Below are 23,284 nucleotides of genomic sequence, written 5' to 3'. Positions count from 1 at the left end.
AAATAATTTTCTAAAAACTAGTACCTATTGAAAATTGAAAGCTCTCTTCCAAATCATAGTTCTCACTTTGAATAGGGAAACCCCATATCATTTGCAATGGGCCTACAGGCGTAATCATTGACAACCCAAAACCATAAGTAATTCTTGGGGCAATATCATCATAACCTTGAACACCTGCTTCGTAGTCCGTTCCCCAAATTGAGCCTATATCAGAAAAAACAAGCCAATTTAGCCCCGTATCTGAGGGCATCCATTCATCGGAATTTAATTCAATAGAAAAGTTATAGAAATTATTGCCGCCGACAACTTGATTGTTACCTGTATCTCTGGGGCCAACTCCAGTATTATCAAATCCTCGTAAAGTTTTTCCACCCAAACGAAATCTATTTGAAGATGTTATTTTATCATCAAGACCATTAATAAATCCTACACCAGATTTTAAGCCTAATGTATAATCCCCATAATTTATAGGATAGAAAATTTTGGAATTTAATACAGATTTGATAAAAGTGGAATCACCACCAAATCCAGCTAATGTGTTTGCAAATGATATTAAGTGTCCTGATTTAGGATTAAAATAATCATCTCGTGTATCTTGTGAAATTCTAACAGTTATTGCTGAATTTGTAATTTCTAAACCTTCTTCGCCAGTGATAGAATTGGCAGTCGATGTCGAAGATGTAGTCGTTTCTGAAGAATAATAATTATATTTTAATTGTTGATACCAAGAATTGCCCTTTAAACCTAGGCTTACTCCAACTCCAGAAGAAGAAGATTTAACGTCACCTTTTGTGTTTTCAGATTCTTCATTATATACATCAAATGACATTGATAATGGCCTGTCCATGAAGTATGGATCAGTTGCACCTATATTATATGTATTTTTTTTGTCAGATAGAGAAACATCAAATCTAACTTTGTTACCTTCTCCTAAAAAATTCTTCTCATTTAATCCAAAATTTAAAGTTGTATTATTAAGAGAAGAATACCCAACACCCATACTCACACTTCCAGTATTCTTTTCTTTCACAGTCAAAATTATGTCTAAGTAGTCATTTTGAAAATTATCTTCAATTTTATAGCTTACAGACTGAAAGTACCCTAACCTTTTAATGGATTTAATTGACGATAAAAGTTCACTTCTACTAAATGCGTCACCTTCAAAAAACGATAATTCTCTTCTTACAACACTATCATTTGTTCGTGTGTTTCCTAAAATAACTATCTTATTAATATATTTCTCATCACCTTTGGAAATCAAAAAATTTATATCAACAAGATTTTCATTTTTTTTAATTGAGGATTTGAGTTTTACAAAACTATATCCAAGGTTTATAAAATATTTATTTAAATATTTTTTACTTTCATCTAAAGCTCTAGAATCATAAAAATCACCTTTTTTAATAAAAAGATCTTCGTACAATGAGGTAATAGGTTTATCTATCAATTTTGTTTGAATATTTATATTATTTACTAAATATCTAGGACCTTCACTTATAACAAAATTTAAGTTAAATCCAGAAAGATCTGGCAATAGATCACCTCGCGCAATTTCTACTTTAAAATCAATATATCCTCTTTCGTTATAAAAAGTTTTTAGATTTTCTTTATCAAATTCCAAACGTTCTGGAACGAATTTATTTGATCCGAACAATTTATACCATGCGTCTTCTTTAGTAGATAATTTAGATTTTAAAACACTATCTGAAAAGACTTCATTACCTAAAAAATTTATGTTTTTTACGACAAGAGGCATACCTTCTTTAATTTCGAAATTTAAATTAATTCTACCTTTTGATAAATCATTTTTTTTAACATTCACTTCAGCTAAATAACGGCCTGATTTTTGATATTCACTTCGTATTCTTTCTATAGCTGAATTTAATATTTCTTTATTAAAAATTTCTCTTGGTGCAATAGAAACAATGCTATTCAGTTGATCATCGTTAAGAAAATCGTTTCCACTAAAGGAAACAGCATTAATTATAGGTAATTCTTTAACACTTATTTTTAGGGTATTTTTGATAATTTTGAGTTCAACGTTAGAAAAAAAACCAGTCATGTATAATTTTTTTGTTAAATTATTTAAATCCTGGTTATTAATAATTCCATCTTTTAAATTAGGAACAAATTTTTTAATAAAAGATTCTGATAATCTTTGCTCACCTATTATTTCAATTTTTTTTAAATTAAAACTATCTGCTAAACAATATGAAATATTCGCAGAAAAAAACAACAAAAACAATAGTTTATACGAAAATATATTTTTTAACAAAAATTTAAGCATATTATTTTAAACCTCTCTGTATTACTTTATAATAATTAAAGTTAAAATCCTAGATCAAATGCTGTTATTATCAACATTACCGATATAAGAAAAATAAATCCAAATTTTAATAAAAAAACTTGGATTGAATTTGGTAAGGGTTTGCGAAAAAAAAGTTCGTAAATAAATAGGACAAGGTATCCTCCGTCTAATGCAGGTATAGGTAACAAATTAATTAGACCTAAATTTATAGATAGGACAGCCATTAAAAAGAGCACTGAAAACAAGCCTGCATCTAAGCTTGAACCAGATATTTTTGCTATTCCAATTGGACCAAGGATATCTTTTTTATCCACATCAATTGAAATTAAAGATTTTAAACCTCTTAACCATTCAAAAGTCATTTGGATAGAGTCATAAAAACCTAACTCAATAGCTTGCAATATTGATAATTTTTTTAATATTGAAGAGGAAGCTTTAACACCAATGCGACCAATATTTTCTTTTGATTTAGTATCAAAATAATTATTTGGAATGATATTTAAAAAAATTAAAGAATCATTTCTTAAAACTTTAAATAACAATAATTCTAGTGGATTTTCTTCAACAATTTTTTTGATTTCAGTAAAATCATTGATTTTTATATTATTAATTGAAACAACCTTGTCACCTGATTGCATGCCAGCAACCATAGCTGGTTGAGATACTATTACTTCATCCACTATGGGAGGAGTAATATATCTTCCATTAAAAACATAAATACTAGTAATTAAAATTAAACCAAGAATTAAATTAGCAATTGGACCTGAAATAACAATAAATATTCTTGACAACAGACTTGCATTAAGAAAAGTATTATTTTCATCTTCTCTATTTATAGAAGCACTAGATACATTGACTAGTTCTCCTTTCATTTTAACGTAACCACCTAAAGGTATTAAAGAAAATTTCCACCTAGTGCTATTTTTGTCATTAAACCCAATTAATTCAGGGCCAAAACCAATTGAGAAAGATTCAACTTTAACTCCAGATTTTATTGCTGCAAAGTAGTGACCCAATTCATGAATAAAAACCAGAGGTGTTAAAATAATAAAAAAACCTATAAAAGACATTAAAAAAGTATTTTCAAACATATTAGTTAAACCCTTTTATGTAATTTAAAGTTTTAGATCTTGCCAGTTTATCAATTTCGACAACATCGCTGATATTAGAAGGACTTGTTGGACTATAAATATTTAAAATTTCAAAAATAACATTTACTATATCAGTAAATTTAATTTTATTATCTAAAAAACTTTCAACTGCTATCTCATTTGCCGCATTAAGAACAACGGGAGAGCAAGAAGGATTATCTAAAGCATCCCATCCAAGCTTGAGACCAGGAAATTTAATTAGGTCGGGTTTAAAAAAACTTAAATTAGTAACATCTATTAAAGAAAATTTTTTTAAATTCAAATCCAACCTATTTGGCCACCCAAGAGCAACACTTATTGGTGTAATCATATCTGGAAAACCCAAGTTAGCTATAATCGATCCATCTTTATAGTGAACCAAACCGTGAACTATTGATTGAGGATGAATTACAACATTTATTTGTTCACTTTTAAGGTTAAAAAGAACTGAAGCTTCAATAATTTCTAATGCTTTATTAATCATGGTAGCACTGTCTATAGAAATTTTTCTACCCATACTCCATACTGGATGTTTAATAGCATCTTTAGGCTTTATATTTTTCATATCTTTTGTTGGTGTGTTCAAAAAAGGACCACCAGAGGCAGTAAGTGTAATATGTTCCAAATTGTTTATATTTTTCATATTCAAGCATTGAAATATAGCACTATGTTCTGAATCTACTGGTAAAATGTTAACCTTCATTTCAAAAGCTTTATCAATAAAAATATTTCCAGCTGCAACTAAAGTCTCTTTATTTGCTATTGCTAAATCGTTACCTGCACTGATTGCTGAAAAAGCAGAATGTAAACCTGTAACGCCTATTATTCCAGTTATAACTATATCACATTCGATTGCAGCTAAATCAATTAATGCTTGATGTCCAGTATTTAGTTTGTATTTACCATTGTAATTGGTTTTATTATTAACATTAGATAAAACAACATTTGGAACATCAAATTCATCAACTATTCTACTTAATAGTTCAGCATTATTATGAGCGGACACTCCAATAAGATTAAAGAGATTTTTATTTTGTCTTATCAACTTTAGAACAGAATTTCCAATAGATCCTGTAGAACCAAGTAAAACAATATTTTTTTTATTTATCAAATTTTGCCTTTATATTTAAAAAATTAAAGTTAGGTTAAATAAAGGTAGAATTAAAATATATCCATCAAATCTATCTAGAAAACCACCATGACCAGGAATAAATTTTCCACTATCTTTAATCCCAATCCTTCTTTTAAAAAAAGACTCCAAAAGATCTCCAAAAAAAGAGAAAAGTCCAATAGTAAAACCTAATATTAAAGCATATACAAAATTTATATCAATAAGATCTCTAATTAAAACAGATGTTAAGATTGAAAAAAATAAACCAATTAAGGTGCCTTCAATTGTTTTACCATTACTAATAGTGGGAGCTATTTTTTTTACACCAAAAACATTTCCTCCTATATAAGCAAAAATATCCATAACTGATACCAGAAGAACCAAATATAAAAAAATATTTAAACCATTAGGGATTAAGAGAATCTTGATTAGAGAGAAAAAAGAAATAATTAGTAAATTTGACATTATAAAGTTAATAATGTTTGAATAAATTTTATAAAAAAATAGGTTTGTAATTAATGCGATTAGTATGAAAACCAAATAATAATAATTATTATCTTTTAACGGTATACTAATAACATTAATTTCAAATAGCAAAAAAAATAAAAGTAAAAGTGGAAAAACAAAAACATTTATTAAATTAACAAAAACAAACTTGCTATTACAAATAATGTTAAATTCATACAAAACAGCAAGAAATATAAAAATCATAAACACAGGTAACATAGGATTACCTAAAATAAATAATGTAACAAAAATCAATGATAAAAGCACAGTTGAAAGAAGCCTTAATCTAAAATTTTTAACATTTATAAAATTTTTAATTTTTAGATTTAAGCTGATTTTCATTCCCCATATTTTCTTGTTCTTTTAGAATAATCCTTTAAACATTTATCTAATAAAGATTTATTAAAATCTGGCCAAAAATCAGGTAAAAAAATTAATTCAGTATAAGCTAAATCCCAAAGAAGAAAATTTGACAATCTCTTCTCACCACCAGTTCTAATTAATAAATCTGGATCAGGAATGCTTGCGTTAAGTGTGAAATCCTTAAAATCTTCTTGTTTAATATGTTTTAGCTTGTCTCTATTTTTTAATATATTATTAATAGCACACACTATGTCGTATCTACCACCATAATTTAGGGCTAAAGTAATAGTCATGCCAGGTTTTTTTTTTGTGATCTTATTTATATATAATATTTTTTGTTGTATTTTTTTACTAAATTCTGAAAAATCGCCTATAAATCTGATTTTGTAATTATAATCTTCAATTTTACTTTCTAAATCATCAAGAAACTGTTCCAATAATGCTAGTAGAAATAAAATTTCTTTTTGAGAACGTTTCCAATTTTCTGTCGAAAAAACAAATAATGTAAGATAATTAATAGAATAGTTATCAATGTCTTTTATAACCTTCCACAAGTTATCAGCTCCAAACCTATGGCCTTCGTAAGAAGGACGATTATTTAAAACAGCCCAGCGTCTATTACCGTCCATAATTATAGCTAGGTGATTAAGTTCCATTATTAATTTTCTAATATTTCTTTTTCTTTATTAGATAAAATCAAATCTATAGTTTTAATAATTTCGTCAGTTATTTCCTGAACTATTGCTTCATCTTTATGTTTTTGATCTTCACTAATCTCACTATTTTTTTGAAGTTTACGAATATTTTCTATAATATCACGTCTTATATTTCGTACAGCTATTTTAGCATTTTCTGAGTATTTTGATGCTATTTTTGTAATTTCAATTCTTCTATCTTCAGATAAAGGTGGAATAGATAACCTTATAACATTTCCTTCAACCATTGGATTTAAACCCAGAGGGCTCTCTCTAATACTCTTTTCAGTAATTGCGACTAATGAATTATCCCAAACTGATACCAACAACAAACGAGATTCTGGAACGCTAATTGTACTAATTTGATTAAGCGGCATTATACTGCCATAAGCATTAACGTTAATAGTATCAAGCATAGTCGAAGAAGCTCTACCAACTCTTAAGCTACTTAAATCTTTTTTGAGAGCATCTAGTGCTTTTTCCATTCGAACTTTAATATCATTTGAGTTTAATAACACCATATCAACACCTCCTAATCAGAAATAATTGTATAAGAACCTTTACCGTTTAATACATGTGTAAGGTTTTTATTTTTCGCAATTGAGCATACAACAATTGGTATTTTATTTTCCCTAGCCAAAGAAACAGCAGATGCATCCATTACTTTCAGGTCTTTACTTAAAACATCTAGATAACTTAAATGATCATATTTAATAGCATCTTTATTTTTTTTAGGATCTGATGAGTATACACCGTCAACAAGAGTAGCTTTAATTAGAGCTTCACAGTTCATTTCAGATGCTCTAAGGGCTGCAGCTGTATCTGTTGTAAAATAAGGATTACCTGTTCCTGCAGCAAATATTACTACACGACCTTTTTCCATATGCCTTTTTGCTCTTCTACGGATGTAAGGCTCACAAACTGCTGATATTGGAAGAGCTGATTGCACTCTTGTTTGAATACCAATTTGCTCTAGAGAATTTTGAATAGCAAGACTATTCATTACTGTGGCTAACATCCCCATATAGTCTCCAGTTGTTCTATCCATGCCGTTATTGGCATTGGATATACCTCTGTATATGTTACCACCACCCACAACAATACAAATCTGCAAACCAGATTTGACCACTTCACTAATTTCGTACGCAAAAGACTTAACAACATCTGTATTAATACCAAAAGAGTCATCACCCATTAATGATTCGCCAGAAATTTTAAGTAATATTTTTTTCCATTTGAAATTATTCAAGTATTGACCTCAAAAAAATATTTTCTATTTAATGCCTGCAGTAGCAGCCACTTCAGCCGCAAAATCATTCTCACTTACTTCAATGCCCTCACCTAATTTAAGAAATATAAAACCAGAGAGTTTAACTTCAGTATCTAAATCTTTTTGTAATTTTGTAACAACATCTTTTATTTTTGTTTCGCCATCAATTACAGAAACTTGTTCATTCAACACAACTTCTTGAAAATATTTTAACATTCTTCCATTGACCATTTTTTCTGCGATCTCTTTAGGCTTTCCAGAAGCTACTGCCTGATCAATTAAAACTTGACGTTCTCGATCAACTACTTCTTCGTCTAAGTCTTCAATATTGAGAGACTTAGGTGACGTTGCTGCAATATGCATAGCTATTTGTTTACCTACAGATAATAATTTATCTTTATCCCCATTAGATTCTAAAGCAACCAATACACCAAGCTTTCCTAAACCATCAGCAACACTATTATGAACATATGATATTATAACTCCATTTGAAACTTTCAAAATTTTAGAACGCCTAACATTCATGTTTTCGCCAATTGTAGCAATATTATTGGCAAGTTCTTGATCTACTGATCTCCCAGTATTAGGATATTGCATTTGTTTTAAAATCTCAATATCTTCGTTACACGTTAGGGATAAATCACTACAAGTTTTGACAAAATCTTGAAAAAGCTTATTCCTAGCTACAAAATCAGTTTCAGAATTAATTTCAATTAATGCTCCTTGATTATCTTTTACAGTTACACCTATAAGGCCTTCAGCTGCTACTCTGCTTGATTTTTTTGCAACTGCAGACAAACCTTGTTTTCTTAACCAATCGATTGCTTCTTCAATTTTTCCATCAGTTTCTAGAAGAGCTTTTTTACAGTCCATCATGCCAGCACCACTCTTCTCTCTTAATTCTTTAACCATTGATACTGAAAGTGTCATATATGTTCCTTTCTAAGGATAAGTAAGTTGTAGTTAATTTAAACTTTGTCTGAAGCTACTGAAATATTTAAAACATCTTCAGATTGCTCTTCAGTTTTGACCAAAATATTATCTTCCTTTAAATCTTCGGAGGCACCTACATCTATCCCACTTAATTCAAGATTGCTCTCTAAACCTTTTAAAACTGATGCTGCAACTAGATCACAATATAAAGATATAGCTCTTAAAGCATCATCATTACCTGGTATAGGAAAATCAACACCAGAAGGGTTACTATTACTATCACACACAGCAATAACTGGAATATTAAGGTTATTTGCTTCTAATACGGCTATAGCCTCTTTGTTAGTATCAATAATGAAAATTGCATCAGGAATACCATTCATATTTTTAATACCACCAAGAGTTAAATCTAATTTTTCTTTTTGTCTTTCAATATTAAGTCTTTCTTTTTTTGTAAGATTATTTATCTCTCCAGAATCAATCCTTTCTTCTAAACTTTTAAGTTTTTGTATTGATTTTGAAACTGTTTCCCAGTTAGTAAGCATGCCACCAAGCCACCTATGATTAACATAATATTGCCCACAATTTATGGCAGATTGAGCAATGAGTTCGGAAGCTGAACGTTTTGTCCCAACAAATAAGAATTTACCTCCATTTTTAGCTATTGAACTGATGGCTCCTAAAGCTTCATACAACATTGGAACTGTTTTTTCTAAATTTAGAATGTGAATATTATTTCTTTTACCAAATATATATGGCTCCATTTTTGGATTCCATCTTCTGGTATGATGTCCAAAATGGACACCAGCTTCAAGTAATTGACGCATAGTAAAGGTTGGAGTAGACATAATTTTTCCTTTTTACCGGTTAATGTTAAGTAATGCTTAAAAAAACACCGGATGGTTAGATTGAAACCAAGCATTACACAAGATTTTTATTTAATAAATTAATTTATTTGGTATTGCAAGTTTTTTAAAAACACTTAATTCAGAGAATATTTTATATTGTTAATATTCTTAATTTTAGAGAAGTCATCTAACAAAGACGTTGATAACTTAACATTTTCACAAATGTTTATTTTAATTATTTTTTTATCGACTATGAATTTTATAAATATATTTGATTTACCAGACTTTAAAGTCTGTGTAATTAAATTTATATCAATAATAGAACTTTGATCATTTAAAGTTAAAATTAAATCAAACTTTTTTTGTAAAATATACTCTTCTAATAACATTATTCTTTTGGCGATTATTCTAATGCCTTGGTTTGAATCACTTTTAAGTTCAGCATCTATTAAAATTGGTTTTTTTTGATTCAAATGATGTTCATAATTAAGTAACGTGTCAGAGTATAAAGTTACTTCACAATTACCTCCTAAATCGTTTAATTGAAAAGTTGCCCATTTCCCTCTAGGAGACTGTCTTTTTTGAAGTTTAAAAACTAAGCCACTTAATTTAATATTTTTTCTCGCATAATTAGATGGATTTTCTAAAATCTCTGAAGATTTTATTATTTGTATTTCATTAAGAATATCTAAAAATAAATTTAAAGGATGTGAGGATAAATAAAAACCGAGGGACAAAAATTCATTATTCAGTTTTTCTTCTTCTCCCCAATTATATGTTTCAGGTAAATTTATAAATAGCTGATTATTATCAGTTTCATTAAAAAGGTTTTGTTGATTAGAAATTTTTTCATTTTCTATTGAATTAGAATAGTTTAAAATTGTATCAATCGAATTAAATAATTTATTTCGGTTAATATCCAAACAGTCAAAAGAGCCAGACATAATCAGACTTTCAAGTAATTTTTTGGTAAGTAAGCTATATGGAACTTTATTTAAAAAATCGTCTAAACTTTCAAATTTACCTTTTTCATTTCTAACTTCAATTATCTTTTGAACTGCCTCATGCCCTATATTTTTTAATGCTGATAATGAGTACCGGATTGATAAAGGATTATTATTTAATTTTTGGATTATAAAACTATAAGAACTATTATTAATACAAGGAGGAAGAATTGAAATATTAATTTTTTTTAAATCTTCTACAAAAATTGATAACTTTTCATTATTGTTATATTCAACTGTCATCATTGAAGCAAAAAATTCTTCTGGATGATTACATTTTATCCATGCAGTTTGATAAGCAATAAGAGCATAAGCAGCAGCATGAGACTTATTAAACCCATAGCCGGCAAAAGCAGAAATTTGATCAAAAATTTCAATTGCTTTGCTTTCATTAATATTTTTCTTTTTAGCTCCTAATAGAAATGATTGTTTTTGTTCAAACATTTCATTTTTGTCTTTTTTCCCCATAGCCCTTCTTAAAATATCAGCAGACCCTAAAGAAAAATTTGCTAAAATCTGAGCTGCTCTTAAAACCTGTTCTTGATAAATAAAAATACCATATGTCTCATCCAAAATTTCTTCTAAATCTGGGTGCATATATACTATTTCTTCTTTACCATGTTTTCTGTTGATATAAGTAGGAATGTTTTCCATTGGGCCTGGTCTATATAATGACACAACTGCTATTATATCTTCAAATCTATCAGGCTTAAGTCCAATTAAGACATCCTTCATCCCAGCAGATTCTAGTTGAAAAACACCAGTAGTCGATCCAGAAGATAACATTTCAAAAGTTTTTTTGTCATCTAGTGAAATATCACTAAGATTAAACTTTTTATCTTTTGCTTTTATAAGCATCTCAGCTTTTGATAAAATTGTTAAAGTTTTTAAACCTAAAAAATCAAATTTAACTAAACCTGCTTTCTCTACAAATTTCATGTTAAATTGAGTTGCAGGAATTTCCTCTTCATTAAATTTATAAAGTGGAACTAATTCACTTAAGGGCTTATCACCTATAACTAATCCAGCAGCATGAGTTGATGCATGTCTATTTAAACCTTCCAAATCAATAGCAGTTTTAATAAGTTGCTCAACTTGTTCATTTTCTGAAATTTCTTGTTTTAGCGCATCCTCAGATTCTTATGGCCTCTTTGATAGTCATAGGCTTTGAAGGAATAAATGGAATTAACTTTGCAATTTTATCTACATGTCCATAGGGCATCTCCATTACTCTACCAACATCTCTTATAGCTGCTTTTGCTTGCAAACTTCCAAAAGTTATTATTTGAGCTACTCTGTCATGACCATATCTATTTCTTACATATTGTATGACTTCTTCTCTACGATCTTGACAAAAATCTATATCAAAATCTGGCATTGAAACACGTTCTGGGTTTAAAAATCTTTCAAACAATAAACCCCATTTGATTGGATCAAGATCTGTAATATTTAAAGCCCAAGCAACTATTGAACCTGCTCCAGAACCACGTCCTGGGCCAACCGGTATTTTATTATCTTTTGACCATTTTATAAAATCATAAACAATTAGAAAATAGCCTGAAAAATCCATTTCGTTAATGATACTTAGCTCTAGCTTCAACCTTTTGAAATATTTTAATTCTTCTTCAGTAGTGAGTTTCTTATTTAAACAATTGATTCTTCCTTTTAAACCTTCTTCTGCAATCTTATAAAGAAAATCATTTTCACTTATATCTTTTAATCCAGGATATTTAGGCAATATTGGTTTATGAGTTTTTGCAAAATAAGAACACCTTTTTGCAATAACAATTGTATTTTCTATAGCCTCTGGAATATCTTTAAATAAAGAAATCATAGAAGAACTATCTTTTAAATAATGTTCTGCTGTTAACAGCCTTCTATTTGAAGAAGAAATAGTTAAACCTTTATCAATACAAGTTAATATCTGATGAGAATTAAATTTTTGAGGGTTTTCAAAAAAACAGTCATTAGTGGCAACAATAGGTAAGTTAAAATTTTCTGCTGCGTCAATTAAAATTTTTTCTGAAATTATTTGACTTTTTAAGCCATGTCTTTGCAGTTCAATATATAAATTATCTTGAAATAATTTTTTTAAAATTTTCAATCGTTTAGTTACTAAAGTTGTATTTTCAAAAGACGCCGGTTTTCCTATAAATCCTGTTTCAATACCACCGGTTAATAAAATTAAGCCATCAGTATGATTTTTTAAATTTTGCCAAGTTATAAATTTTTTGTAATCAATATTATTATTTAACTGACTTGTAAGAGCCAAAAGATTTTTATAACCAATCTCATTTTTAGCAATTAATACAACTTCTCCAACATCAATTTCATTCTCATTAGATTCAGCAATATTTACTTGCATGCCTATAATAGGCTGTATACCTTTTGAAACCATCTCAAGTGAAAACTCAAGAACACCAAACATATTTGAAGTATCAGTTATTGCAATGGCAGGTTGTAAATTATTGCGACAAAATTTAGATAAATAATCAAAAGAAAGCATCCCTTCAGCTAATGAGAAATTTGAATGAACTCTGAGATGCACAAATGTATTTTTCATATTAAAAGTTTCAATCTAATAGTGATTAATATTTTAAAGAACCATTTTCTAGAGTTATACATCTATCCATTATATTAGCTAAATCAATATTATGAGTTGCTATTAAACATCCAATACCTAATGCCTTTATTAATTTATGTAATATATTATAAACATTTTTAGCACTAATAGGATCTAGGTTACCTGTTGGTTCATCAGCTAAAATTATGTTTGGAGAATTTGCTAAAGATCTTGCAATTGCAACTCTTTGAGCCTCCCCTCCTGATAATTTGGCTGGTCTAAAAAGCAAGCGCTTTTCCAAACCTAAGGCACACAGCAAATCTTTAGATTTTTCTTCAGCATTTTTTTTGCTAACACCCATTATTAATTGAGGTAACATTACATTTTCTATTGCAGAAAATTCTTGAAAAAGTCTATGTGATTGAAATATAAAACCTACTTCTTTACCTCTTATTGAAGTTTTCATGTTCTCACTAATGTTCGCACATTCTTGGCTTAACAGTTCTACAGTTCCTGAAGTTGGTGTTTCTAGCAAACCTGCAATATTTAACAATGTAGATTTACCCGTGCCGCTGGGCCCTATTAAGGCGACCATCTCACCAGACAAAACTTCTAAGCTTACATTATTTAAGACTTTAACTTTTTGACTGTCTTGTTTGTAAGTATGATAGATATTCTTTAGTTTTAAAATTTCTTTTTTATCTATTTTATCACTCATATCTTAAGGCCTCAGCTGGAGAAATTTTAGAAGCCTTCCAAGCTGGAAATATACTAGCTAATAAGGTAAGAAAAATTGAAATACATATAACTATCAAAACTTCATTTATATTTATATTAGATGGAAGTTTTGATAAAAAATAAATTTCAGCAGAAAAAAGCTCTTGACCAAAAATAGAAGTAATTAATTGTCTTATTTTCTCTATATTCATTGAAACAAATACTCCAAGTAAAACTCCAACAAAAGTACCTAAAAAACCAATTATAGATCCCGTTAACATAAATACTTTTATAATCAAATATTGTGATGCACCCATTGTTCTCATTAAAGCTATGTCAGCTTTTTTTGTTTGTACTAACATAATCATTGAAGAAATAATATTGAAAGCTGCGACTATAATTATGAGAGTGAGGATTACAAACATAACATTTTTTTCAACTGCTAATGCATTCATAAATGAAGAGTTTCTTTTTTTCCAATCTATAACTATTAAGTTTTTATTTAATTTAGACTGCAACTGTAAATTCACAGACGAAGTTAATTTTTGATCTTTTAAAAAAACTTCTATTCCATGAGCTATATTATTAGTAGATAAAAAAAGTTCTGCTTTTTTCCAAGGAATAAAAATAAAATTATTATCATACTCATACATTCCCATATCAAAAAAACCACCAATCTTAAAGTTTTGATTAACTGGCAATACACCTAAGGCAGTTTCCATTCCATTCGGAGAAATTAATGATACAAAATCACCAACTTTAAGATTTAGTTTTTGACCTAATCTATAACCCATGATTATATTTTGTTTGTCTTTAAAGTTACTAATTGTTGATTGATTTAATGATTTCCATAATAATTTTTTTGCAGCCAAATCTGACCAGTTACTTCCTCTAATAATAACACCTGAAATAGAATTTTTATTTTTAGCTAGAGCTTGACCTTCAAGATGAGCTGTAACAGCAACAACGTTTGGAGTGTCTAAGATTTTATTTATGATTTTAGTATAATTAGGGATAGTTCTTTCATTTTTACTGTAAATTATTAAATGCCCATTAATACCCAAAATTCTGTCAACCAATTCAGTTCTAAAACCGTTCATCACTGACATTACAACAATGAGTGTCGCAACTCCTAACATAATTCCTAGTAATGAAAACCAAGCGGATATAGAAATAAATCCTTCGACACGTCTAGATTTAATATATCTAAAGGCAATCATTCGTTCAGTTTCATTAAAAATTAAAAAACTCAACTTATCTAAGACTTTTACTATTAAAAAAATTTAATAATTCAGGATAAGACAATTTATGTATTTCTCCACTTTTTCTATTTTTCAAATCATATAGTTGATCCTTAATTCCATTTGGGCCAACAATAATTTGATAAGGTAAGCCAATTAAATCAGCTTTTGCTAATTTTGCACCGGCCCTGTCATTAGTATCGTCATAAAGCACAGTATTACAGTTTTTTCTTAAATATGAATATAAATCTGAACAAATTTTATCACATTGATCGTCACCACTTTTCAAATTAATAATGTTGTAATACCATGGTGTAATTTCTTTAGGCCAAATTATACCACTCTTATCGTGGTTCGCTTCAATTACTGCTCCAACCAATCTTGATAAACCTACTCCATAAGAACCCATATAAACAGGAATGTTTTTTCCTTCATAGTTGTTTACGTTGGCATTCATAGGAGTAGAGTACTTCTGTCCAAAATGAAAAATATGACCTACCTCAATACCTCTTGCTTTAATTATATGATTATCATTATTATTAAAATTTTCAGGATTATGTTTTTCTTCAGTAGCTGCATAAAAAGAAGTATACTTGTCTACAATTGGCTGAAGATTATCATTATAATTTACGTTACCTGACAATCCTTCAAAATTTATAAAATCTTTTTCTAAATAAACTTCGCTCTCTCCAGTTTCAGCCATGATTATAAACTCATGACTTAGATCACCTCCAATCGGTCCGGTGTCAGCTTTCATAGGTATTGCTTTTAAACCCATTTTTTTGAATAACTGCATGTATGCAATAAACATTTTATTATATGAGATAATAGACGACACATAATCTACATCAAATGAATAGGCATCTTTCATTAAAAATTCTCTGCCTCTCATAACACCGAATCTTGGTCTTAATTCGTCTCTGAACTTCCATTGAGAATGAAAAAGTATCAATGGTAATTCTTTATAACTTTTAATATGAGTTCTAAAAATTTCAGTTACTAATTCTTCATTGGTAGGTCCATACAATAAATCTCTTTGATTTCTATCTACTATACGAAGCATTTCTTTACCATAATCTTCGTATCTACCAGATTCTTTCCAAAGTTCTGCAGACTGTAGAGTTGGCATTAATATTTCATTAGAGCCAGCATTAATCATTTCGGTATTACAAATAGCTGTAATTTTATCTAAAATTATTTTTCCTAATGGCAACCAAGAATAAATACCTGAAGAAGATTGTTGAATCATACCTGATCTTAACATTAAGATGTGAGAGGCAATTTCTGCTTCTTTAGGATTTTCTTTTAATATTGGAAGAAAAAAATTTGATAATAACATGTTATATTGGTCCTAAGTGTATCTTAAAATACTTAATTTAAACAAAACTAAGTTGATTGATAGTTTATAGATGTATAAATTACAATCTATGGAATTATTGTTAGGACATCAACATGAAAGAACCCCATAATAAACTATTTTCTATAAATAGCTATCCAAGAGTTAGAATGCGTAGAAATAGAATGCACAAATTTTCTAGGCGACTTGTTTCAGAAAATAATTTAACAGTTGATGATTTAATTTACCCAATTTTTATAACTTATGGTTTAAATAAAAAAGAAAAAATTAATTCTATGCCTGGTATTTATAGATTTTCTTTAGATAGGTTAGAAACCGAAATTAAGTATATTTCTTCATTAAATATACCTGCTATTGCATTTTTTCCACAAACAGAAAATAAACTTAAAACTTCAGATGGAAGAGAAGCAGTCAACAAAAATAACTTAGTGTGTGAAGCTATTCGAATATCTAAGAAAGTAAACCCTGAACTAGGTATAATTTGCGACGTTGCTCTTGATCCGTACACTGATCATGGTCATGACGGAGTTATAATTGACAATCATATTGATAATGACAAAACACTAGAGATATTATGTCAACAATCTTTAATACAAGCCGAAGCAGGATGCAACATAATAGCTCCAAGTGACATGATGGATGGACGAGTAGGATTAATTAGGGACACTTTAGACAAAAATGGATTTATAAATGTCCAAATAATGTCATACGCTGTAAAATATGCTTCTGCATTTTACGGTCCCTTCAGAGACGCAGTAGGTTCATCTATAAATTTGTCTAACAAATCTAAAAATAGTTATCAGATGGATCCTAAGAATTCAGATGAGGCTCTTAGAGAAATAGAACTAGATTTGAATGAAGGAGCGGACATGGTTATAGTTAAACCAGGAATGCCATATTTAGACATTATTCACAAAGTTAGAGAAAATTTTAAAGTACCAACTTATGCTTACCAAGTCTCAGGTGAATATTCAATGATAAAAGGAGCTATTGATAAAGGATGGTTTGATGAAGAGAAAATAATTTTTGAAAGTCTTATAGCCTTTAAACGCGCTGGTTGCAGTGGTATTATAACATATTTTGCACCTTACGTAGCTGAAATATTAAACAACAGGAAAATATAAATTTATTATTCAATAAGTCGTATATAAAAATATGATAGATATCAAACCAAAAAGTGTTTTAGAACAACCTATTTATATGCTCACAAAGGCGACACCTTGCCCTTATTTAGAGGGTAAGGTTGAGAAAAGAATTGCCACTGATATTACTCATAATGTAGATATTCAAGATGAATTAGCGTTAAATGGATTTAGAAGAGTTGAGAACTGGATGTATAGACCAGTTTGCGACAATTGCAGTGCTTGCAAATCTTATAGAGTTGTAATAGATAAATTTGAACTCACTAAAAGCTTGAAAAGAATTCACAAAAAATTAAGTGAAGTAAATTTCAAAATTATAGAAAATAAAGCCACACGTGAACATTATGATCTTTTTAAAAAATATCAATTCCAAAGACATAATGGGGGATCAATGGCTGATATGGATGAGGATGACTTCGTTTCTATGATTGAAACATCGCCTATTAAAACTTTTTTAATGGAATTCAGAGACAAGTATAATAAGTTGATTGGTGTTATTTTATTGGATGTTAATGATACTACTTTGTCAGCAGTTTACAGTTTTTTTGAGCCGAATTATAAACAAATAGGTTTAGGAAATTTTATGATTTCTCAGTGCTTAATATATGGAAAAAAGAATAATTTTAAATATTTATATTTAGGCTATTATATTAGTCAAATTACTAGCATGGCTTATAAAATTAGGTTTAAACCGGGGCAAATTTTAGATAATAACGAATGGGTGTATTTATAAACTTACTCCCCTATGGCAGCCCCATCACTTCTTTGATCAAATGCACCTTCAACTAAGTTGTCAGAATGTCTTACAATTGCACCAGCATGACCCATCATTTCATCAAAATCATCAACAATTTCAATATTATGACCTGTTTTTTTAAGTTTTTGTATGGTTTCACTAGAAAATCTATTTTCTATTTTAAGAGATGTAGTTTCATCTCCCCAAGTTTTTCCTAATAACCATCTAGGTTCGTTAATTGCTTTTTGCAGATTTTGATTTTGATATGCATATCTTGAAAAAATAGTTGCCTGAGTTTGAGGTTGGCCCTCTCCTCCCATTGTTCCATAAGATAAAACTCGGCCATCATCAAAATGAGCTAAAGCAGGTTGAATTGTATGAAACGGCTTTCTACCTGGCATTAGTTTATTAAAATGATTTTTATCCAAAGAAAAACTAACACCTCTATTCTGCATGGTAATGCCAGTCTTAGGTAAAATCAAACCAGAACCAAACTCCCAATAAATACTTTGAATGAAACTAACAGAGTTACCATAATTATCAGAAGCCCCTAACCAAACAGTATCACCTCCAACTGCAGCATCAGGCCAAGGCATAGCTATATTAGGATCAACATTTTTAGACAGATCTTTTATAAAATCATTGATAAGAAAATCATTTACATCTTTTTCCATATATTTAGGATCACAAATATACTTATCTCGTATTTTAAAAACAACTTTCGTTGCTTCTACAATATTGTGGATAAAAGAAACATCATTATCATAAACATTGTTTAAATTTTCTAGTACCCCTAATATCATTATAGAGGCAACTCCTTGAGTTGGAGGCGGTAGATTAAATAATTTAGCTCCTTTTACTTTTAATTCTAAAGGTTTAACAAAAGTTGACTTATAATTAATAAAATCAGATTCAGTCAATGGTGAGCCTAAAATTTTTAGATCTGATATAATATCTTTTGAGATTTCGCCAGAATAAAAATCATCTAATCCATTTTTTATTAAATTTGAAAATGTTTTTGACATTGCAGGGAATAATATTTTATCGCCTAATTCAGGAATTTTTTCATTTTTGAGATATACATCTTTAAATCCAGGAATATCAATAAGCTGTTTTAATTTTGAATTTAAATTGTTTTTTAAAGTGTTAGTTACTGCAACTCCTTCATTAGCAGTTTGCTCCGCATCATATAACAATCTACTGATAGGTAATTTACCACCAAGATTCTTTACACTAAAGTCATATGCTGCTTTCCAACCAGCAACAGCACCAGGAACAGTTAACGCAGCCAATGGACCCCTAGCAGGTATGGATTTATAACCTTGGTTTATGTAAAAATCCCTACTTGCATTTTTAGCTACCCCACCACAAGAATCTATTGCAGTTATATTATTGTTTTTTTCTGAAATTAACCAAAAATTATCTCCACCGATTGAATTCATGTGGGGATAAACAACCGAAATCATTGCTGCAGAAGCAATCATAGCTTCAATGGCATTGCCACCTTCTTTTAGAATATCCGATCCTGTTTTAGCAGCTAAATGATGAGGAGCAACAATCATGTTTTTGAATGACATCTTTGAGGATTGCATTTTTACTATGACCTATACCAGCATCAAAAATTTAAAGAAATATCTTTATGACCAGAGTTGCACTTAGCTATAAATAAAGCAGTTTCTCTCGGAAGTTTCTTTTGGTTTCTTGATCCTATTGTATAAGCAGTCTCATTTAATAAACTTTGAACTTGATTTCTTAATTTAGAATCAGCTTTATCTAACCATTTTGCTTTCTTATTATATATTTTAATCAAATTATCAAAGTCTTTCATAACACGATCAATTTTAACTGTTTTCTTTTTAATTTTTCTTTTGATTTTACGTAAATAGGACTTCATTTTTCCTCCATCATCTACGGACGAAAGTTCTTTGCTTAAATTTTTAATTTCATTTAAAATTAGTTTTGTATTATTATGGTCACTTAATAATTTATTTTTAAAATTATTTAATCTATTTTCTAAACTATAAAATTTTTGGTTCCCTTTTAATATCATGAGTAAGTCTTGAACACCTGAATAAAATTGATCAGATGATCTTCGATATTTTGACCTTAATAATTTTTCGTTTTTAACTAATTTATTAAAAGTTTGATAATCCTTATCCCAGGTATTTGGTATTTGTGACATTAATAAATTTGATTGCAATTTTAAATTTTCTAATTTTTTATTGAGAGTAGCTATAATAACTTCTTGATTACTATCTGTTATTTCAATTTGATTATTTAAGGCTTTAATTTCCTGTTTAATTTCTCTATCAAATTGTTCAATTCGCCTTACTTTAAAAAGCTTTGGTCGATAATTACTAGATGCTTGATTTAGTAATTCTTCTGCCTTACTAATTTCATCAAGAAGAGAAACAGCAACAAAACCATTATTAATCGATTTTAAAGTTTTCTTTTCTAAATCATTAGGTAACAATGTAAAATTAATTTCCTTTGATTTTTTGAGTGCCATGATAGTGGGGTTGTTTACTAAGCTTAATTTATCTGAAACAAATTTTTCTAAACAATATTGAATTTTAGGATTTTTTGGTGGTGGTGCTGTATCAGATAGATAACTAACTCTGTTAGGAAGATAATTAACTAATGCAGGATAATAACCAACTATGCCAAGAGCAAATAATTGAAGAAGTATAAAAGGTATTACGCCTTTATACATTTGAATAGTTTTCACAATAGCCGGAGCAACACCTCTGAGATAAAAGAGTGCAAATCCAAATGGCGGTGTTAAGAAAGAAGTTTGTATATTTAATCCAATCATTACACCAAGCCAGACGGCAGTAATATTAGCTGATGGATCAGCCAACAAAATTGGAGCAACTATAGGAACAACAACAACAGCGATTTCAATAAAATCCAAGAAAAAACCAAGTATAAAAATTACTATCATCACCATTATAAATTTAGACCAGAATCCACCTGGTAACGTGTTTAAAAAGTCTCTAACTAAATCTTCGCCACCAAATGCCCTAAATGCTGCTGTCAGCATTGCAGCTCCTAATAAAATAATAAATACTAAAGATGTGGTTTTTGCTGTCTCTAACATAACTCCATTTAAAGTTTTCTTAACATCTAATAATCTCCAACCGCTCCAAATCAAAGAAATAACAAGAGATAAAGTAGCAACAAGTCCTATATAAATAGCAATTTCTTCGTTAACGTTCTTAATTGATTTAATATTCATATCAAAGTTATACAAAAGTATTGATATAATTATGAGAGAGATAAACATTATGATTGCAGGATAAAAAGCTTGTTTGGGATTATTAATTGTTTGTCTATAACCAGCCATTATGATGGCACCAGCCGCGCCAATAGCTCCTGCTTGATTAACAGTTGCTATACCTCCAATAATTGAACCAAGTACTAATACAATTAAAGTTAGAGGTGGAAACAAAGTAATAATCACTTTTAACCAAAAATCTCTATCCATCCTACCTTCATATGGAACAGGTGGAGCGGTTTTAGGTGAGAAAGTAGCAAGCGCTAATATAAAAATCATATAAAGAGCTACCAATAACAAACCTGGAACAAACGCACCTAAGAACATTTCACCCGCACTAGTAGAAGTTACATCAAAAACAGATGGCATAGAAATTTCACCAGTTGATGCCTTATAAAGTCCTTTTCTAATACTACCTGCTTGATCAGTTGCAGATGCCAACTGATCTGCTAAAATTATTAATACAATTGACGGAGGAATAATCTGACCTAAAGTGCCTGATGCAGCTATAGTTCCTGTTGCTAATGACGGAGAATAATTATTTCTTAACATTGCAGGCAATGAAATCAGTCCCATCGCAACAACCGTTGCTCCAACTATTCCAGTTGTAGCAGCCAATAATGCTCCAACAAAAACAACAGAAATACCTAATCCACCAGGTATTTTACCAAATAGTTGAGCCATTGTAACTAATAAGTCTTCAGCAATTTTTGATCTTTGAAGCATTATGCCCATAAATATAAATAACGGAATTGCAATTAATGTGTCACGTTCTACTTCCCAATATACACCTCTTAGGTTTGTAACACCCGCTGAAAGCCATTGATATGGGCTTCCAGAATGGAAATAAGCAGAAGGGTCGTTTTCAAAGAAATAGCCACACAAGCCAGCAATAACTATTGATAAAACTGCTGATCCTGGAAGAGCGAAAGCCACAGGAAAACCTGACCCAAGAGCTAGAGCCATGATAATAATTAGTAATAATAAAAATAATAATTCCATTTTATTACCTAGAGCCTAACTGTTTTCATTATTATCAGAAATTATGGGTTCATTCCTATAATCTGCAATACTTTTAAAATAATAACTAATAAATTGAATTAACATTGTTATAGCAAAAATAGCTAAAAAACTTGCCATTTGATATTTTATAAACATCCCTACAGTTCCTGTTTGAGTAACTTCAAAATTTAATATTGGACTATTAATGATAGATCGCTTTCCGTCTAATCCAAAAAAAATTATTGCTATACAAGTTGAAGCACCCAGAAATATTGATCCAAATGCATTAATAAAAGATTTTGTTTTATTCTTCATAGACGCATAAAAAACATCCACTCTTACATGCCCATCTTCATATAAAGTGTAAGCTGACGCATAAAGAAATAAAGCTGCATACCAATAACGAACAAGATCGCCCATAAAAGATTGTTCATAAGAAAAAATAAATCGTGATATTACGATTAGCAACTCACCAACCACAATTAGCAAAGCTAACCATGTAAATCCCATAGTTCTAGTAAAAAAGGCTATAACAAAACCTAGTATAATAAGTGGTATATGCACGTATAAACCCACAAAAATAGATCTACCAAGAGCACGAGTTAAATAATCATCAAACAAGAAAGGTAAAATTTTTTCAACTCTCATAAAGGCAATAAAGAAATCTATTAAACCAGTAAATATAATTGTCCAAAAAAAAGCTCTGATAAGATAAACATTAAAATGATGAAGATTTTTTGCATCAATTCTTAAAGAACTTGAAGAAGATAAAAGTACAAAAGAAATAGGAGTAAAAATCCCAATGATGTATAGAAATAAAATTAAAAACGAACTTTTATCAAAATTAGTAAATATATTATAGAAAGTAGGATAATCAAATCCAATAACTAATATATTATTTATTAAAAAACAGAGAATTAAACTTAATATAACCCAGCCAAAGCTTCTAAAAAACAAAATGTAAGAGTTATTTATTAAAAAATCTTTATCATTTTTTATCATTGAAAAAAACCAAGCAAGCTAAAAAATTTATACTTTCATAAAGAAGGCCAAGAAAAAATTGGCCTTCTTTTAATTATC

The 23,284-nt window shown here is 29.3% G+C and carries 18 protein-coding genes and 1 pseudogene; 2 read left to right on the top strand and 17 right to left on the bottom strand.

Annotation, left to right across the window (positions count from 1 at the left end):
* Positions 1-10: 10 nt before the first annotated feature.
* The 14 genes and pseudogenes from bamA to proS form a co-directional block, all read right to left on the bottom strand.
* Positions 11-2,287, bottom strand: coding sequence for an outer membrane protein assembly factor BamA (gene bamA / locus ABXT66_RS04940; RefSeq protein ID WP_443644550.1), 2,277 nt, complete (start codon positions 2,285-2,287; stop codon positions 11-13).
* A 41-nt stretch (positions 2,288-2,328) separates the two neighbouring features.
* Complete coding sequence (locus ABXT66_RS04935; protein WP_443644549.1) at positions 2,329-3,399, bottom strand: M50 family metallopeptidase; 1,071 nt, start codon at positions 3,397-3,399, stop codon at positions 2,329-2,331.
* Position 3,400: 1 nt separating this feature from the next.
* Positions 3,401-4,549 (bottom strand): 1-deoxy-D-xylulose-5-phosphate reductoisomerase, encoded by a 1,149-nt coding sequence (gene dxr, locus ABXT66_RS04930; protein WP_443644548.1) that lies wholly within the window; start codon positions 4,547-4,549, stop codon positions 3,401-3,403.
* A 15-nt stretch (positions 4,550-4,564) separates the two neighbouring features.
* Positions 4,565-5,398, bottom strand: coding sequence for a phosphatidate cytidylyltransferase (locus tag ABXT66_RS04925; protein WP_443644547.1), 834 nt, complete (start codon positions 5,396-5,398; stop codon positions 4,565-4,567).
* A complete protein-coding gene (uppS, locus tag ABXT66_RS04920) occupies positions 5,395-6,075 on the bottom strand; it encodes a polyprenyl diphosphate synthase (protein ID WP_443644546.1) in 681 nt (226 codons plus the stop codon). The genes ABXT66_RS04925 and uppS overlap by 4 nt, the downstream gene beginning before the upstream one ends.
* Before the next feature lie 2 nt (positions 6,076-6,077).
* Complete coding sequence (frr, locus tag ABXT66_RS04915) at positions 6,078-6,635, bottom strand: ribosome recycling factor (RefSeq protein WP_443644545.1); 558 nt, start codon at positions 6,633-6,635, stop codon at positions 6,078-6,080.
* Between the two features lie 11 nt (positions 6,636-6,646).
* Positions 6,647-7,363 (bottom strand): UMP kinase, encoded by a 717-nt coding sequence (gene pyrH / locus ABXT66_RS04910; RefSeq protein WP_443644544.1) that lies wholly within the window; start codon positions 7,361-7,363, stop codon positions 6,647-6,649.
* A gap of 24 nt (positions 7,364-7,387) precedes the next feature.
* Entirely contained in the window at positions 7,388-8,314 is a 927-nt protein-coding gene (gene tsf / locus ABXT66_RS04905) for a translation elongation factor Ts (RefSeq protein ID WP_443644543.1), read from the bottom strand.
* Positions 8,315-8,352: 38 nt separating this feature from the next.
* A complete protein-coding gene (gene rpsB / locus ABXT66_RS04900) occupies positions 8,353-9,165 on the bottom strand; it encodes a 30S ribosomal protein S2 (RefSeq protein WP_443644542.1) in 813 nt (270 codons plus the stop codon).
* A gap of 134 nt (positions 9,166-9,299) precedes the next feature.
* Positions 9,300-11,243, bottom strand: a pseudogene (locus tag ABXT66_RS04895) (DUF655 domain-containing protein); the annotation flags it as partial.
* Between the two features lie 58 nt (positions 11,244-11,301).
* On the bottom strand, positions 11,302-12,732 hold the full coding sequence (gene dnaE / locus ABXT66_RS04890) for a DNA polymerase III subunit alpha (RefSeq protein ID WP_443644541.1): 1,431 nt from the start codon (positions 12,730-12,732) through the stop codon (positions 11,302-11,304).
* A 25-nt stretch (positions 12,733-12,757) separates the two neighbouring features.
* Complete coding sequence (locus tag ABXT66_RS04885; RefSeq protein WP_443644540.1) at positions 12,758-13,450, bottom strand: ABC transporter ATP-binding protein; 693 nt, start codon at positions 13,448-13,450, stop codon at positions 12,758-12,760.
* The gene (locus tag ABXT66_RS04880) at positions 13,443-14,702 is read right to left on the bottom strand and encodes a lipoprotein-releasing ABC transporter permease subunit (protein ID WP_443644539.1); all 1,260 of its coding nucleotides are present in this window, start codon (positions 14,700-14,702) and stop codon (positions 13,443-13,445) included. The genes ABXT66_RS04885 and ABXT66_RS04880 overlap by 8 nt, the downstream gene beginning before the upstream one ends.
* A 1-nt stretch (position 14,703) precedes the next feature.
* Positions 14,704-16,029, bottom strand: a complete 1,326-nt coding sequence (gene proS / locus ABXT66_RS04875) for a proline--tRNA ligase (RefSeq protein WP_443644538.1) — start codon at positions 16,027-16,029, stop codon at positions 14,704-14,706.
* Between the two features lie 113 nt (positions 16,030-16,142).
* Between proS and hemB the strand changes: the two genes are divergently transcribed.
* Together hemB and ABXT66_RS04865 are read left to right on the top strand one after the other, a co-directional pair.
* Positions 16,143-17,171 carry a porphobilinogen synthase gene (gene hemB, locus ABXT66_RS04870; RefSeq protein WP_443644537.1) on the top strand — a complete coding sequence of 343 codons (1,029 nt, stop codon included), beginning with the start codon at positions 16,143-16,145 and terminating at the stop codon, positions 17,169-17,171.
* 31 nt (positions 17,172-17,202) lie between these two features.
* On the top strand, positions 17,203-17,922 hold the full coding sequence (locus ABXT66_RS04865; protein ID WP_443644536.1) for an arginyltransferase: 720 nt from the start codon (positions 17,203-17,205) through the stop codon (positions 17,920-17,922).
* Between the two features lie 2 nt (positions 17,923-17,924).
* On the opposite strand, the gene ABXT66_RS04860 is transcribed toward ABXT66_RS04865, so the two are convergent.
* The 3 genes from ABXT66_RS04860 to ABXT66_RS04850 are packed head-to-tail and all read right to left on the bottom strand — an operon-like array spanning position 17,925 to position 23,206.
* Entirely contained in the window at positions 17,925-19,517 is a 1,593-nt protein-coding gene (locus tag ABXT66_RS04860; RefSeq protein ID WP_443644535.1) for a gamma-glutamyltransferase family protein, read from the bottom strand.
* 23 nt (positions 19,518-19,540) lie between these two features.
* Positions 19,541-22,204, bottom strand: a complete 2,664-nt coding sequence (locus ABXT66_RS04855; protein ID WP_443644534.1) for a TRAP transporter large permease subunit — start codon at positions 22,202-22,204, stop codon at positions 19,541-19,543.
* Positions 22,205-22,219: 15 nt separating this feature from the next.
* Positions 22,220-23,206 carry a TRAP transporter small permease subunit gene (locus ABXT66_RS04850; protein WP_443644533.1) on the bottom strand — a complete coding sequence of 329 codons (987 nt, stop codon included), beginning with the start codon at positions 23,204-23,206 and terminating at the stop codon, positions 22,220-22,222.
* Between the last annotated feature and the right edge of the window lie 78 nt (positions 23,207-23,284).

The sequence above is a fragment of the Candidatus Levibacter sp. Uisw_134_01 genome, from assembly GCF_047717795.1.
GTDB lineage: Bacteria > Pseudomonadota > Alphaproteobacteria > Puniceispirillales > Marisalimonadaceae > Marisalimonas.
The sequence above is the reverse complement of the archived record's forward strand: the minus strand, read 5'-3'. Positions and strand labels throughout refer to the sequence as shown.